This window comes from Kluyvera genomosp. 1 (genome assembly GCF_001266615.1).
Classification (GTDB): Bacteria; Pseudomonadota; Gammaproteobacteria; order Enterobacterales; family Enterobacteriaceae; genus Kluyvera; species Kluyvera cryocrescens_A.
Window position 1 is genome coordinate 66,881 of record NZ_LGHZ01000022.1, and the last position, 14,792, is coordinate 81,672.

Consider the following 14,792-nt stretch of genomic DNA (forward strand, 5'->3'; position numbering starts at 1 on the left):
ACTGCTCAGACATTCCGCTATAATACGCAGATCTAAGGGCGGGAGTGTTTATGAATCAATCTTATGGCCGACTGGTCAGTCGCGCGGCGATAGCGGCAACGGTGATGGCGTCGCTGTTGCTGATCATTAAAATTTTTGCGTGGTGGTACACCGGTTCGGTGAGTATTTTAGCTGCGCTGGTCGATTCGTTGGTAGATATTGCCGCCTCGTTGACCAACCTGCTGGTGGTGCGTTACTCGCTGCAGCCGGCGGATGAAGAGCATACATTTGGTCACGGAAAAGCGGAGTCGCTGGCGGCGCTGGCGCAAAGTATGTTTATTTCGGGATCGGCGCTGTTTCTATTTTTAACCGGGTTTCAGCACCTGGCGCGTCCTGAGCCGATGAGCCAACCGGGCATTGGCGTCATTGTGACGGTGATTGCGCTCATCAGTACGTTAGTTTTGGTGACGTTTCAGCGCTGGGTGGTGAGAAGAACACAAAGTCAGGCTGTACGTGCAGATATGCTTCATTATCAGTCTGATGTTATGATGAACGGTGCGATTCTTATCGCACTCGGCCTCTCCTGGTACGGCTGGCATCGTGCAGATGCGCTGTTTGCATTAGGAATTGGCATCTATATTCTATATAGCGCGTTACGCATGGGATACGAAGCGGTTCAGTCGTTATTGGATCGTGCTCTACCCGATGAAGAACGACAGGAAATTTTCGACATCGTGACCGCCTGGCCGGGCGTAAGCGGTGCTCACGATCTCCGAACGCGGCAGTCAGGGCCGACCCGCTTTATTCAGATCCATCTGGAAATGGAAGATGACCTGCCTCTGGTTCAGGCGCATTACGTTGCCGACCAGGTTGAGCAGGCGATTTTGCATCGTTTCCCCGGATCCGATGTGATTATTCATCAGGATCCCTGCTCTGTTGCCCCGCAGGGAAACAGAACAATTTGAACTTTCGCAGTGGTTGTACAAAACGTGAGCTATACAGGCATTATTTGTATAAATAACCGCCGTTTAGCCTGACCTGAATCAATTCAGCAAGAAGCGCTTGATATACTATCTCTACATAGAGTCGTTCTCTCCCCCGTTTTAATGGGAGCGCTTCGGGCAGAAGAATTAATTTTTAGCATTCCTAAGTTCAGAGGTAGTCATGATTAAGAAAATCGGTGTGTTGACAAGTGGCGGTGATGCGCCGGGTATGAACGCCGCCATTCGCGGTGTTGTGCGCGCAGCGTTGACGGAAGGTATAGAAGTCATGGGTATTTATGACGGTTACCTTGGCCTGTACGAAGACCGTATGGTTCCGCTCGACCGTTACAGCGTGTCCGACATGATTAACCGTGGCGGCACATTCCTGGGTTCCGCGCGCTTCCCGGAATTCCGTGATGAAAACATTCGTGCCGTGGCTATCGAGAACCTGAAAAAACGCGGGATTGATGCGCTGGTGGTTATTGGTGGTGATGGTTCCTACATGGGTGCCGTGCGTCTGACCGAAATGGGCTTCCCATGTATCGGCCTGCCAGGCACCATTGATAACGATATCAAAGGTACTGACTACACCATCGGTTTCTTCACTGCGCTGAGCACCGTCGTAGAAGCAATTGACCGTCTGCGTGACACCTCTTCTTCTCACCAGCGTATTTCCGTTGTTGAAGTCATGGGTCGCTACTGCGGTGACCTGACTCTGGCAGCTGCGATTGCGGGCGGCTGTGAATTCATCGTGGTTCCTGAAGTTGAATTCAAACGTGACGACCTGGTTGCTGAAATCAAAGCCGGCATCGCGAAAGGTAAGAAACACGCGATTGTGGCGATTACCGAGCACATGTGTGACGTTGACGAGCTGGCGAAGTTTATCGAAACTGAGACTGGCCGTGAGACCCGTGCGACCGTCCTGGGTCATATTCAGCGCGGTGGCTCTCCGGTTCCTTACGACCGCATCCTGGCGTCCCGTATGGGCGCATACGCGATTGAACTGCTGCAGCAGGGCTTCGGCGGTCGTTGCGTAGGTATTCAGAACGAGAAACTGGTTCACCATGACATCATCGATGCTATCGAAAGCATGAAGCGCCCATTCAAGGGTGACTGGCTGGAATGCGCTAAGATGCTGTACTAATTCGCCGCTTGCCCGGAAACGGGTAAAAAAACGGACGAAAAAAAAGCCTTCTCATTGAGAAGGCTTTTTTGTGGGGCTTATTCGATATCCAGCGGATCTTCCGACAGGATAATGCCGGTATTATCGGCGTAGAGATGGTCGCCGGAGAAGAAGGTCACGCCGCCGAAATTGACGCGGACGTCGCTTTCGCCAATGCCTTCACCGGCAGAGCCTACCGGAATGGCGGCAATCGCCTGAATGCCGATATCCAGTTCTTCTAAATCATCAACCTGACGTACCGCGCCGTAAACCACAATGCCTTCCCACTCATTTTGCGTGGCCAGGCGGGCGAGGTCGGCATCGATCAGCGCGCGACGAACAGAGCCACCGCCGTCGACCAGCAAAATGCGGCCCCGGCCGTTCTGTTCGAGCAGATCGTACAGCAACCCGTTATCCTCGAAACATTTCACGGTGATGATTTGTCCACCGAACGACAACCGTCCGCCAAAGTTGGAGAACAGGGGTTCTACGACGTTGACATCTTCCTGGTAGATGTCGCAAAGCTCGGAAGTATCGTATTTCATAGGATTAACGCTCAGTTGCTGCGAGTGATTTTAGTATATCGCGCTCTATGCATTGTTGGCAAAATCATCAATTGTTAATTGATATTTGTCAGTTAAGCCAGCACCTTGCTCAGCACAATCCCGATGACGAACAGCAGGTTAGTGAGCAACGCGCCTTTTACCGTCCGTTCAAGCATTGGTGGCATCGCCTGCGGTGAACGTTCGTTCATCACGTAGCGCGCCTGTTTCACCAGCAGCGGGGCACTCAGAACGAACAGCCAGCCCCACGGGCTGTGCAGAGAAATCAGGTTAAACAGCGCCAGGCAAACCAGCGTCCCGATCAGCAGGCAAACGTGATAACGACGCGCATTAATCGGCCCTAAACGTACGGCCAGGGTATTTTTACCGTTCTCACGATCGCTGTCGATATCGCGCAGGTTGTTGATATTGAGCACTGCTGTCGCCAACAGGCCGCAGGCGGTCGCAGGCAGGATAATCGCGCTGCTCAGGCTGTGCGCCTGTAAATACCAGCTGCCGATGACGCTCAGCCAGCCAAAGAAAATCAGCACCGACACATCACCCAAGCCAATGTAACCGTAAGGACGGGTACCGACGGTGTAGGTAATGGCCGCAATAATCGCCAGCAGCCCCAGCACCAGGAAACCGATAAAGTCTCCTAACGTCTGATAGGCAGTAAACAGCAGTGCCAGGCCGAAAAGGCAGATGAGTGCGACGGTGATCATCAGCGCACGTTTCATCTGCTCTTGGGTGATGACCCCTTTTTGCATCCCGCGCAATGGACCGATGCGATCCGGTTTATCGCTGCCTTTCACCGCATCGCCATAGTCATTGGCGAGATTGGAGAGAATTTGTAGCAGGCTGGCGGTAATCAACGACAGCACGGCGACGGTGGGATCAAAATGTCCCTGCCACCAGGCGAGGGCAGTGCCGACGATAATCGCGGCACAGGCCAGGGGTAATGTTTTCGGGCGCAGACTTTCCAGCCAGGCCTGGGTGCGGCTTACAGGTGTATTTGTCATTAGTTATCAGCCAATAAAAATGGGGCTTTTCAGCCCCATCAATTTAAAGATGAAAATGCAGTGACCGCGATTATAGGATAAAACGGCTCAGATCTTCATCTGCGACCAATGCATCCAGATGTTTACTCACATATTCCGCATCAATTGTGATGCTTTGGCCATTCAGGTCGCTAGCATCATAGGAGATATCTTCCATCAGGCGCTCCAGAACGGTGTGCAGACGACGCGCACCGATGTTCTCGGTGGTTTCGTTTACCTGCCACGCCGCCTCGGCGATACGCTTGATGCCGGATTCCGTGAATTCGATATTCACACCTTCGGTTGCCATCAGCGCTTTGTACTGTACGGTGACAGACGCATTTGGCTCAGTCAGGATACGCTCGAAGTCGCTAGTGGTCAGCGCCTGTAGCTCAACGCGAATTGGCAGACGACCCTGAAGTTCTGGGATCAGGTCAGACGGTTTTGCCACCTGGAATGCGCCAGAAGCGATAAACAAGATGTGGTCGGTTTTAACCATACCGTGCTTAGTCGAAACGGTGCAGCCTTCAACCAGAGGCAGCAGGTCGCGCTGTACGCCTTCGCGAGAGACGTCTGGGCCGGAGGATTCGCCGCGCTTACAGATTTTATCGATCTCATCGATGAACACGATACCGTGCTGTTCAACCGCTTCGATAGCGTCTTGCTTGAGCTCTTCTGGATTTACCAGCTTCGCCGCTTCTTCTTCAATCAGCAGCTTCATCGCATCTTTGATTTTCAGCTTACGCGGTTTCTGCTTCTGGCCGCCCAGGTTCTGGAACATGGACTGCAGCTGACTGGTCATCTCTTCCATGCCTGGAGGTGACATGATCTCGACGCCCATTGGTACTGCCGCGAGATCGATTTCAATCTCTTTGTCGTCCAGCTGGCCTTCGCGCAGTTTTTTGCGGAATGCCTGACGCGCAGCGGAAGGTTCAGACTGCTGTTCAGCCTGTCCCCAGTTGTTTTTAGCCGGTGGAATCAGCACGTCGAGAATACGCTCTTCGGCCATCTCTTCGGCGCGATAGCGGTTTTTCTCGATGGACTGTACGCGCACCATTTTGATCGCCGAATCGGTCAGATCACGGATGATGGAGTCAACTTCTTTACCGACATAGCCCACTTCGGTGAACTTGGTGGCTTCAACTTTGATGAACGGCGCGTTGGCAAGTTTAGCCAGACGACGGGCGATTTCGGTTTTACCGACGCCGGTTGGGCCGATCATCAGAATGTTTTTCGGCGTCACTTCATGGCGCAGCTCTTCGTCGAGCTGCATACGACGCCAGCGGTTACGTAAGGCGATAGCAACGGAACGCTTAGCCGCGTCCTGACCGATAATGTGTTTGTTCAGCTCGCTGACAATTTCGCGTGGGGTCATTTCAGACATGGGAGATCCTTACGCCTTAGACGGTAATTCTTCGATAGTGTGGAAATGGTTGGTATAAATGCAGATATCACCTGCAATATTCAACGCTTTTTCAGCAATTTCACGCGCGCTAAGCTCGGTGTTTTCCAGCAGAGCACGGGCTGCGGCTTGGGCGTACGGGCCGCCAGAACCGATAGCAATCAGGTCATTTTCTGGCTGCACAACGTCACCGTTACCGGTGATGATGAGTGAAGCTGTTTCATCTGCGACCGCCAGCAACGCTTCGAGCTTGCGTAGCATACGATCGGTTCGCCAGTCTTTTGCCAGCTCCACGGCGGCTTTCACCAGATGCCCCTGGTGCATTTCCAGCTTACGTTCAAACAGTTCGAACAGCGTGAAGGCGTCCGCAGTGCCGCCCGCAAAACCGGCGATCACTTTGTCGTTATACAAACGACGAACTTTTTTCACGTTGCCCTTCATGACGGTATTGCCCAGCGTGGCCTGGCCATCACCGGCAATTACAACGTGGCCGTTACGGCGAACACTTACTATTGTTGTCACGAGCAGACCCCTTTGTTGCAAATACGAATAGAGAGGCCCCGTACCGCGTACGGGGCAGAATGTAATTATAGATGGGGGGGATTTTGGGGGTTTCAACCCCCAGAGGCGAGCCTAATGCAGTTTCCGTGACCGGCCATTTTCAGGCGGGCAATGGTGCTATCGGCGTTATCCTTGCCTTTGACCGGGCCGATAACCACGCGATTCCAGCCGTTATTGGTGGTGATCTTGGAATCAAAACCCTCAAAGGCCAGCTGTGCGCGGACGGTTTCTGCCTGCTCGGCACCTTTAAACGAACCGCACTGTACCATCCAGCGTCGCTCATCTTTCTTCTCTGTCGCTTTCGGTGGTGTCGTTTCACGTACCACCGGCGCGGCGGCCTGCGCTTTTGGCTGTGTAGCCGCGGTGTGGGCAGGTGTTTGCAGCAGATCTTGATAGGCGGAATTGGCCGCGGTGGATCGCGCTGGCTGCTGAGTCTGCGTTTGACGCGGTTGTTGAACCGGCTGAGTCGTACGCGTTTGCGGCTGCTGCACTGGCTGCGTTTGCGTCCACTGCTGTTGCTGAACCTGCTGCTGCGCCAGACGTTGGCGCTGTAATGTCTGCTGGCGCTGCGCTGGCGTTTGCTCGTTCCACGGCACTTCGGTCAGCTGCGTTGGCTGCTGGCGCATATCTGCCTGCATTTGGGCCAACAGCTGGCGCTGCTCGTCGGTGAGCTGATTAGGGTTGATGACTTCCCCGCCGGCAGACGGTTCGGTTGGCGCACGGACGCCCGGCTGGCGGCTTTCCAGCTCTTTAATATAACGCCAGCGCTCTTCTGGTTTTGGCGGTAGCCCATTCCCCGCTATCTGGCGGTTCTGTAGCGACTCGGACTCTTCTTTTTTGTGATGCGTAATGAAGTACAAACCGCCGATAAAAGCGACCACTACCGCCGCTGCAATAGCCACCATGGCAGGAGAGACCGCCGGAAAATTACTCTGCTTTTTCCGTGTGTTCCGTGATGCGCCGTTCTTGCGCCGCGAAGGTGCCTGCTGGCTGCGGCGTACATAGTCTCGTTGTGCCACTATCGTTTCGCTGTCTTTTTCCGTTAGTTAGCCCGACATGTTACTTAAGCGGCGGGGCTTTGACCAGACACGCAAGTCCTAAAGCGCCCGGCTTTGCATCATATTTTGCTTGTACTACCGCGGATAATCAGTTCGCAATCCAGTAGACGCGAACCGCTATCAACAACCTGCCCACTCAGTTGGTTCAACAATAGCAACATGGCTTCCCGGCCAATATCAAAACGCGGCTGGGAAACGGTGGTCAGCGGCGGGTCACAAAACTCGGCCAGTGAAATGTTATCAAATCCGATAATGGACAAATCGTCCGGGACTTTTAGCCCTCGGCGTTTGGCATAGGAGAGTGCGCCCAGCGCCATGATATCGCTGTGACAGAAGACGGCGGTTGGCGGCTGCGGTAAGGCGAGCAATTGCTCCAGCGCGATGGCCCCGGCTTCAAAGGTGAAGTTGCCACGGGCGATATAGTGAGGGTCAATGGTAATGCCGCAGCGGCGTAACGCTTGAACGTAGCCCTGTAGGCGATAGTGGCACAACGGCATCTCTTCCGGCCCGGCGATACAACCGATGCGCTGATGTCCCAGTTCGTGCAGATAGTTGACGGCGTCGAATGAGGCAGTGAGGTTGTCGATATGAACCGTAGGGAGACCCAGTTCGGGGGCAAATTCGTTGGCCATGACCATTGGGGGGAGGTTGCGCTGTTCTTCGATGCTGGCATCGAATGGCAGGCGAGAACCCAGCAGCAGCATGCCATCAATCTGCTTGGTGATGATAAGGTCAATGAAGGTTTTTTCCTGCTGATTCTGATGCGCACAATCGCCAATCAAAACCAGATAACCCTGGGCTGCCGCGGTCACTTCGATTCCACGGATCACTTCACTAAAGAAGGGGTCGCAAATATCCGGGACGATAACCAAAATAGTGCGCGATTCATTGCGCTTCATGTTTCGACCCTGCAGCTGCGGGAGATAGCCGACCTCCAGCGCCGCCTGCTCAACGCGGTTACGCGTGGCTTGCGAAACTTTTTCGGGATTCATTAATGCTCGGGATACGGTTGCCGTAGAGACATTCGCTTGTAGGGCAACATCTTTCATGGTTGCGGCAACAACCGGTTTTTTAGCCTTCACCTGATTCTCTCCTCACTCACTGGCGCAGGCACGTCCTGTGTGACCTGACATCTGACACACTTTTATCAGATAGTTAAGGGGATCTGTTACAGAATTTTCATCAAAAGTGTGATGATTGTTTTATTTCACGATCCCGCTCTCAACTCTGCATTAACCTTCGATAGGGTCAACGTCGAGAACCCACTTCACCTTGCGAGATTCCGGCAGCGTATTGATGAGCGCCAGCGTGCCGGTGACGATGTGCTGTAAGCGCACGCGTGAGGGATGTTGTAGCAGGATCTGCCAGCGGTAGCGGCCGCCGCGTTTTGGCGCTAACGCCGGAACCGGCCCAAGCACCCACAGTTTATCGTCCGCCAATGGGCTAGCCTGAATCAGATTGCGCAGCTGCTGCAAGAATAGAGGCGCCTGCTGATTGTTATGGTCTTCAGCACGAATCAGTACGTGGCTGGTGTACGGCGGCAGCTGCATGGTCTGGCGCTCCGCCAGCGCCTGCTCGGCAAAAGCGTCATAGCCTTTATACAGCAGCGTTTGCAACAGTGGGTGATCGGGGTGGTGGGTTTGCAGGACCACTTCGCCCTGTTTGCCTGCGCGTCCAGCGCGGCCTGAGACCTGGGTATACAGTTGAGCAAAGCGTTCTGCCGAACGGAAATCAGCAGAGAACAGTGCGCCGTCGACGTCCAGCAGCGCGACCAGCGTCACGTCAGGGAAGTGGTGCCCCTTCGCCAGCATCTGGGTGCCAATCAGAATTCGCGCGCCGCCGCGATGCACTTCCGCCAGATGCTGCTCTAATGCCCCTTTTCGGCTGGTGGTGTCGCGGTCAATACGCGACAGCGGTACGGCAGGGAACATTGGCGCCAGCGCCTGCTCGAGCTGTTCTGTCCCCAGGCCGACCGGCACCATATGCGTGGAGCCGCATGACGGGCACTGGCGTGGAATAGGGCGCTGGCTGTCGCAGTGGTGGCAGCGTAAATGGTGTTGCGCCTGGTGGAGCGTGTAGTAGCTGTCGCAGCGTGGACATTCGGCAATCCAGCCGCAATCGTGGCACAGCAGCGTTGGTGCAAAGCCGCGGCGGTTCAGAAAGAGAATGACCTGATTGTCGGCCTGCAGATGCTGACGCATGCGGTTAATCAGTGCTGGGGAAAGTCCGGCCTGCAAATGCTGACCTTTCAGATCGAGTACGTGCTGGGTTGCCGGCCGCGCATTGCCCGCGCGGCGGGTTAAACGCAGCATGCGATACTTATGCTGACGCGCGTTAAGCAAGGTCTCTAGCGCAGGGGTGGCGGAGCCAAGAATAATGGGGATTTGCTCGCTGTGAGCACGCCACACAGCAAGATCCCGCGCGTGATAGCGCCAGCCTTCTTGCTGCTTATAAGAGCTGTCGTGCTCTTCATCGATGACGATGACGCCGAGATTTTTAAACGGCGTAAACAGCGAGGAACGCGTGCCGATAACAATCGCCGCCTCACCATTTTTGGCCTTTAGCCAGGCGGCAAGGCGTTCGCTGTCGTTCAGTCCGGAGTGCAGTACTTCCACCGGCGCGTTAAAACGTTCGCGAAAGCGGGCGATAGTCTGCGGCGTCAGGCCGATTTCTGGCACCATCACCAGCGCCTGTTTGCCCTGCGCCAGCACGTTTTCCAGCACGCTCAGATAGACTTCGGTTTTCCCCGAACCGGTAACCCCTTCCAGCAGCCAGGCAGAGAATTCATCAGAGGCGCTGTGAATCGCGCCTACCGCCGTTGCCTGCTCGGTATTGAGCCGCAGTCGTTCACCCGGTACGGAGTAGGTTGACCGCCAGTCGATAGCTTCCGGTGCCAGGCTGCCTAGCTCACAGTACCCTTTGGTCCGCAGCGACTGCATGGCGCTCTCATTGAACTCCATTTCGGCCACCTGATGGCGCCAGATTTTCCCCTGGCGCAGCGCGGCCAGCGCCTGCTGTTGTTTAGGGGAGCGCTTTAGCGTGTTGATATCGACGGCCTGGCCCTGTTCAGTGGCAAACCAGAACCACTGCGGTGCGGCACTGGCGGGTTTGCCCTGACGCAGCAGAATTGGCAGTGCGTGGAACAGCACGTCGCCAATCGGGTGGTGATAATAGTCCGCCGCCCACAGCAGCAGTCGCCAGACAGCAGAGGAAAAGACCGGCTCATCGTCCAGTACTTCAATCACCGCTTTTAGCTCATCACGAGGCAGTTCGCTTTTTTCGCTGACTGCCACCACAATTCCCGCGCGCTCCTGATGTTTGCCAAACGGCACGCGTACGCGGCAGCCTGCTTTGGCGCTGAGAGTATCAGGCAGCAGGTAGTCGAACGTACGAGGCAATGGTACAGGCAGGGCAACGTGAGCAACGGGCATGTTTTCTTCCTGACTTGAAATCTGGCGAGACAGTATACACATTGTAGGAGTGCGGATCAGTTTGCATCTGCTGGTCAAATTCTGTATGATTCGCCGCCTTTGATGCATTTTGGCATCAGGAAATATACTACATTAACATCGCGTGGTGTCTGGCGTTAGGGCTGGAAGAGCGACGCGGCCTTAACCGAGGTTTTCCCCATGAAAAAAGATATTCACCCGAAATACGAAGAAATTACTGCATCTTGCTCTTGCGGTAACGTCATGAAAATCCGCTCTACCGTAGGTCACGATCTGAACCTGGACGTGTGCGGTAAATGCCACCCGTTCTATACTGGCAAGCAGCGTGACGTTGCTACCGGTGGCCGTGTTGACCGCTTCAACAAGCGTTTCAGCATCCCAGGCAGCAAGTAAGTTGCCCAACAAAAAAAGCGCCTCCGGGCGCTTTTTTTGTCTCTGAATTTCGGCATCGCCAAATAATTATGTGATTCATATCACAAAATTATTGCACAGCGTTTCAGATGCGCTTATTATTTGCCCATCAAATGACCTTAAAATAATCATGGGTAAAGGAGTGGCTATGCTGACCGCAATCAAAAACGTTTTTGTTTCCTACCTGATTTCTATGTCTGAACTGCATCCTGAAGTTACGCGCTTCTAAGACGCAAACCATTCCAGAAAACCGCTTATCTAAGCGGTTTTTTTATATCGATTTTCCGGGTATCCACGGGCTATACACGCGAACGGTACCCCGATGGTTGTCGCCGTTGATAATATGCAGGGCGCTGAGACGACCAATTTCATAGTGGGGAAGCTGCACCGTTGAGAGGGGGGGGAGGAACAGATCGCCAATGCCCACCATATTGTCGTAGCCGAGTACCGCCACGTCCTCCGGGATTCGTAGCCCCTGCGCCAGCAGCGTCTGATAAACCATAAATGCGATGCGGTCGTTACCGCAAATAATAGAGTCAAACAGCGGTTTGCCCAGAACGATTTGCTCCAGAACACGGGCGGGAATATCGCGATAGTGTTCGTCGCCGTGCTCCATATAGACATGCGTCAGCCCGTTCGGGTTTATTCCTGCTTCCCGACAGGCGCGTTCCAGCCCGCGACGGCGACGAAGGGTTGCCAGATGATTTTGCGGCAGATGCAGACACAGCGGGCGCTTGTAGCCCGCAGCCAGCAGGCCGGTGACCGCCGCATACTGTCCTTGCTCGTCGTCAGGGATATAGCTCGCCACCGGATGGTGCAGGCTTTCACAGTTTGCCAACACGCACGGTAACGTCATCAGTTTGTCGGGAACCGGCACCTGGCGAAGCCCCATGGTGGTGTAAATAATTCCGCCGGGACGGTGAGATAGAAGCAGGTCGACAATCGCTTCCGGCCTGTCGTCGGAAAACATGTTCACCACGAAGCTATTCCAGCCGTGGGCCCGCGCCGTTTCCTCAATAGAAAGCGTGATCTCGACCGAAAACGGCGTGGTCACCGTATCCAGCGCCAGTACGCCGATAGTTTTTGCCGTGTCATGCGCACCGCGAATTTTCTTCGCCGACAGATCGGGGACGTAGTTGGTCTGGGCAATGGCAGACTGAACGCGCGCCAGCGTTTCCGGCTTGAGCTGTTCCGGGCTGTTTAGGGCGCGGGAAACCGTCATCAGGGAGACGTTCGCCAGCTTTGCTACATCTTTCAAGGATGCCATGTTGTTACTCCACCGTTGCCACTAAACAACTAACTCACTGATGTTAAAGGATAGCGCGCTATTCTAACGCACTCTATGCCGTCGGCATGGTATCAAATAATTGATCATGATCTTACTTTTATTATGTTAACGTTAACTTTTGTGATTAACATCGGATATCGCAGCAAAATCGCATGAGTTATGTTTTTTGTTAACGTTACCATTGTGGCGTTAATCCACGATGAGATCGCCATGATGAAAGAACATCATTCCCGCAGTTACCTGATACTCAGTGCTTTGCTGTTTTTCTTTTTTGTCACCTGGTCCTCTTCCGGCTCGCTGCTGTCTATCTGGCTCCATCAGGAGGTAGGGTTGAAGCCTGGTGATACCGGGATTATTTATGCCGTGCTGTCGGTTTCAGCACTGTTTGCGCAGATTTGCTATGGATTTATTCAGGACCGGCTAGGCCTGCGTAAAAATCTGCTTTGGTATATCACCGTTTTGCTGATCCTCTCGGGGCCTGCATTCCTGCTCTTCGGCTACCTGCTCAAACAGAATATTTTGCTCGGTAGTATTTTTGGCGGCATCTACATCGGGTTGACCTTCAACGGCGGGATTGGCGTGCTGGAGTCGTATACGGAACGCGTTGCGCGGCAGACCCATTTTGAGTTTGGTAAAGCGCGGATGTGGGGTTCGCTCGGGTGGGCCGTTGCGACCTTTTTTGCTGGTCTGCTCTTCAATATCAACCCCAAACTTAACTTCGTGGTCGCGACATGCTCGGGGCTGGTTTTCTTCTTGTTACTGGTGCGCTTGCGCGTGGCAACCGATGAGCAAAGCAGAGTAGCCGAAGAGGCTGGCGGTAAAGTGAAGCTGGAAGACGCGCTGCGTTTGCTGGTACTGCCACGCTTTTGGGCACTGGTATTTTTCGTGGTCGGTACCTGTATTTACAGCGTCTACGATCAGCAGTTCCCCGTCTATTTCTCTTCTCAGTTTCCGACGTTGCAGGAAGGCAACGCCATGTACGGTTACCTCAATTCGTTCCAGGTATTCCTCGAAGCTGCGGGAATGTTCTGTGCGCCGTGGTTGGTGAATCGTATCGGGGCCAAAAATGGGCTGATTTTTGCCGGCATGGTAATGGCGCTACGCATGGTGGCTTCCGGGCTGGTGGAAGGGCCGGTACTTATCTCGATAACCAAACTGTTGCACGGTGTTGAGCTCCCGGTGCTGCTGGTTTCCATATTCAAATACAACAGCGCCCATTTCGATAAGCGACTCTCTTCCACGTTGTATCTGGTGGGGTTCGCCTGCACCAGTTCGGTGATTGCTACCGTACTGTCGCCGCTCGCGGGCTACAGCTATGAAAAATATGGCTTTGCCGAATCCTATCTTTTTATGGGGGCGCTGGTGTTCTGTACCACCTTTATCTCCATTTTCCTCTTACGCGCCAGCAAGCCCGCCTCCGGCACGCTCCTGCCGCAATCTTCTGTTGTCTGAATAAAGAGTACTGACTATGACCTTCTCAATTGCCAAAGCTGAACAGGAACTGCAGACCCGGCGCGCGGCGCTGAATCCGCGGTGGTATCCGCGCTATCACCTCGCGGCCCGGGCTGGATGGATGAATGATCCTAACGGACTGGTCTGGTTTGACGGCTGGTATCACGCGTTTTATCAGCATCATCCCTACTCAACAAAATGGGGGCCGATGCACTGGGGACATGCCCGGAGCCAGGATCTGGTGCACTGGGAACATCTGCCGGTGGCGCTCGCTCCGGAAGGGCCGGAGGACAAAGACGGCTGTTTCTCCGGCTCGGCGGTAGTGGATGGCGATAGGCTCGCGCTGATCTACACCGGGCATAAATTTCATGGCGATCCCCGCAGCGATGACAATCTCTATCAGGTGCAGTGCCTGGCGACCAGTCGTGACGGCGTTCACTTTGAACGCCAGGGACAGATCATTGATACCCCAGCAGGCTTGCACCACTTCCGCGACCCGAAAGTCTGGCGTGAAGGGGATGATTGGTACCTGGTTGTAGGGGCGCGGGTGGGAGATACCGGCCAGGTTCGTCTGTATCGTTCCGGTGACCTCCGGGACTGGCAGGACCAGGGGATTCTCGCCGAAGCAAAAGATGGAATGGGCTTTATGTGGGAATGCCCGGACTTCTTCATACTCGACGGCAAGCGGGTGTTGATGTTCTCGCCGCAGGGGATGGCGGCGGAGGGTTACCGCAACCGTAATCTTTTCCAAAGCGGCTATTTGGTTGGTGACTGGCAGCCTGGGCAGCCGTTTGTGTCCGACGGCGAATTTATCGAAATGGATCACGGCCATGATTTCTATGCACCGCAGAGCTTCCTGACGCCGGATGGCCGACGAATTGTGATGGGATGGCTGGATATGTGGGAGTCGCCTATGCCGGAACAGCAAGATGGCTGGGCAGGTATGCTCTCCTTGCCGCGTGAGATCCGTTTGGGTGCCGATAATCGTTTAAGAATGACGCCCGCAGAAGAGGTGGCGACGCTACGCGGCAGTTACTATCCGTTACTGGCGCAGCATTTAAAGAACCAATCTTCGCTAATTGTCGAGGATGCTGAGGCGATTGAGCTGGATCTAGTGTGGGATATCAACAGCGCAACCGCCGAATGCTATGGCATCGCACTGGGTGATGGTCTGCGGATCTATGTTGATGCACAGTCGCAACGGCTGGTGCTGGAGCGCCGCTATCCGCAGTTGATGTTGGAGGGGAGTCGAAGCGTGCCGCTGCCTGTCGCCGATCGTCTTTCATTGCGGATTTTTATCGACCGTTCTTCCATCGAGGTCTTCGTGAATGATGGTGAGGCCTGTTTAAGCAGCCGTATTTATCCACAAGACGCCCAGCGCCAACTCTGTTTGTTTGCCAACAATGGCACCGCGACGTTGAGTTCGGGTGGCTACTGGCCTTTGGATAAATAACGAGGAACCACA

13 protein-coding genes are annotated in these 14,792 nt (G+C 54.3%); 5 read left to right on the forward strand and 8 right to left on the reverse strand.

The genetic code is table 11. The features are described from left to right. Positions 1 to 50 precede the first annotated feature (50 nt). Together fieF and pfkA are read left to right on the forward strand one after the other, a co-directional pair. A complete protein-coding gene (fieF, locus tag KP80_RS13735; protein WP_052284215.1) occupies positions 51 to 944 on the forward strand; it encodes a CDF family cation-efflux transporter FieF in 894 nt (297 codons plus the stop codon). 199 nt (positions 945 to 1,143) lie between these two features. Continuing rightward, the gene (gene pfkA, locus KP80_RS13740; protein ID WP_052284216.1) at positions 1,144 to 2,106 is read left to right on the forward strand and encodes a 6-phosphofructokinase; all 963 of its coding nucleotides are present in this window, start codon (positions 1,144 to 1,146) and stop codon (positions 2,104 to 2,106) included. A gap of 77 nt (positions 2,107 to 2,183) precedes the next feature. Here the strand turns inward: pfkA and rraA are convergent, their stop codons facing one another. From rraA to priA, 7 genes are all read right to left on the reverse strand, one after another. After that, entirely contained in the window at positions 2,184 to 2,669 is a 486-nt protein-coding gene (gene rraA / locus KP80_RS13745; RefSeq protein ID WP_052284217.1) for a ribonuclease E activity regulator RraA, read from the reverse strand. Between the two features lie 92 nt (positions 2,670 to 2,761). Further along, positions 2,762 to 3,688 (reverse strand): 1,4-dihydroxy-2-naphthoate polyprenyltransferase, encoded by a 927-nt coding sequence (gene menA, locus KP80_RS13750; protein WP_052284218.1) that lies wholly within the window; start codon positions 3,686 to 3,688, stop codon positions 2,762 to 2,764. A gap of 70 nt (positions 3,689 to 3,758) precedes the next feature. Beyond that, positions 3,759 to 5,090 (reverse strand): HslU--HslV peptidase ATPase subunit, encoded by a 1,332-nt coding sequence (hslU, locus tag KP80_RS13755; protein ID WP_052284219.1) that lies wholly within the window; start codon positions 5,088 to 5,090, stop codon positions 3,759 to 3,761. Between the two features lie 9 nt (positions 5,091 to 5,099). Then, complete coding sequence (gene hslV, locus KP80_RS13760; RefSeq protein WP_052284220.1) at positions 5,100 to 5,630, reverse strand: ATP-dependent protease subunit HslV; 531 nt, start codon at positions 5,628 to 5,630, stop codon at positions 5,100 to 5,102. A 92-nt stretch (positions 5,631 to 5,722) separates the two neighbouring features. Next, positions 5,723 to 6,688, reverse strand: a complete 966-nt coding sequence (gene ftsN, locus KP80_RS13765) for a cell division protein FtsN (RefSeq protein ID WP_072129121.1) — start codon at positions 6,686 to 6,688, stop codon at positions 5,723 to 5,725. 98 nt (positions 6,689 to 6,786) lie between these two features. Next, a complete protein-coding gene (gene cytR, locus KP80_RS13770) occupies positions 6,787 to 7,809 on the reverse strand; it encodes a DNA-binding transcriptional regulator CytR (protein ID WP_052284222.1) in 1,023 nt (340 codons plus the stop codon). A 150-nt stretch (positions 7,810 to 7,959) separates the two neighbouring features. Next, positions 7,960 to 10,158 carry a primosomal protein N' gene (gene priA, locus KP80_RS13775; protein WP_052284223.1) on the reverse strand — a complete coding sequence of 733 codons (2,199 nt, stop codon included), beginning with the start codon at positions 10,156 to 10,158 and terminating at the stop codon, positions 7,960 to 7,962. Positions 10,159 to 10,356: 198 nt separating this feature from the next. Between priA and rpmE the strand changes: the two genes are divergently transcribed. Beyond that, positions 10,357 to 10,569, forward strand: a complete 213-nt coding sequence (gene rpmE, locus KP80_RS13780; RefSeq protein ID WP_052284224.1) for a 50S ribosomal protein L31 — start codon at positions 10,357 to 10,359, stop codon at positions 10,567 to 10,569. Positions 10,570 to 10,858: 289 nt separating this feature from the next. On the opposite strand, the gene KP80_RS13785 is transcribed toward rpmE, so the two are convergent. Then, entirely contained in the window at positions 10,859 to 11,854 is a 996-nt protein-coding gene (locus KP80_RS13785; RefSeq protein WP_052284225.1) for a LacI family DNA-binding transcriptional regulator, read from the reverse strand. Positions 11,855 to 12,085: 231 nt separating this feature from the next. On the opposite strand from KP80_RS13785, the gene KP80_RS13790 reads away from it, so the two are divergent. Both KP80_RS13790 and KP80_RS13795 read left to right on the forward strand, forming a co-directional pair. After that, positions 12,086 to 13,327, forward strand: coding sequence for an MFS transporter (locus KP80_RS13790; protein WP_052284243.1), 1,242 nt, complete (start codon positions 12,086 to 12,088; stop codon positions 13,325 to 13,327). Between the two features lie 16 nt (positions 13,328 to 13,343). Next, the gene (locus KP80_RS13795; protein WP_052284226.1) at positions 13,344 to 14,780 is read left to right on the forward strand and encodes a glycoside hydrolase family 32 protein; all 1,437 of its coding nucleotides are present in this window, start codon (positions 13,344 to 13,346) and stop codon (positions 14,778 to 14,780) included. Positions 14,781 to 14,792: the final 12 nt, after the last annotated feature.

What these genes read in the sequence shown, in the direction of transcription:
- pfkA (WP_052284216.1), top strand. Translation starts at nt 1,144, where the DNA reads ATGATTAAGAAAATCGGTGTGTTGACAAGTGGCGGTGATGCGCCGGGT.
- KP80_RS13795 (WP_052284226.1), top strand. Translation starts at nt 13,344, where the DNA reads ATGACCTTCTCAATTGCCAAAGCTGAACAGGAACTGCAGACCCGGCGC.
- priA (WP_052284223.1), bottom strand. Translation starts at nt 10,158, where the DNA reads ATGCCCGTTGCTCACGTTGCCCTGCCTGTACCATTGCCTCGTACGTTC.
- menA (WP_052284218.1), bottom strand. Translation starts at nt 3,688, where the DNA reads ATGACAAATACACCTGTAAGCCGCACCCAGGCCTGGCTGGAAAGTCTG.
- rpmE (WP_052284224.1), top strand. Translation starts at nt 10,357, where the DNA reads ATGAAAAAAGATATTCACCCGAAATACGAAGAAATTACTGCATCTTGC.
- KP80_RS13790 (WP_052284243.1), top strand. Translation starts at nt 12,086, where the DNA reads ATGATGAAAGAACATCATTCCCGCAGTTACCTGATACTCAGTGCTTTG.
- KP80_RS13785 (WP_052284225.1), bottom strand. Translation starts at nt 11,854, where the DNA reads ATGGCATCCTTGAAAGATGTAGCAAAGCTGGCGAACGTCTCCCTGATG.
- fieF (WP_052284215.1), top strand. Translation starts at nt 51, where the DNA reads ATGAATCAATCTTATGGCCGACTGGTCAGTCGCGCGGCGATAGCGGCA.
- hslU (WP_052284219.1), bottom strand. Translation starts at nt 5,090, where the DNA reads ATGTCTGAAATGACCCCACGCGAAATTGTCAGCGAGCTGAACAAACAC.
- rraA (WP_052284217.1), bottom strand. Translation starts at nt 2,669, where the DNA reads ATGAAATACGATACTTCCGAGCTTTGCGACATCTACCAGGAAGATGTC.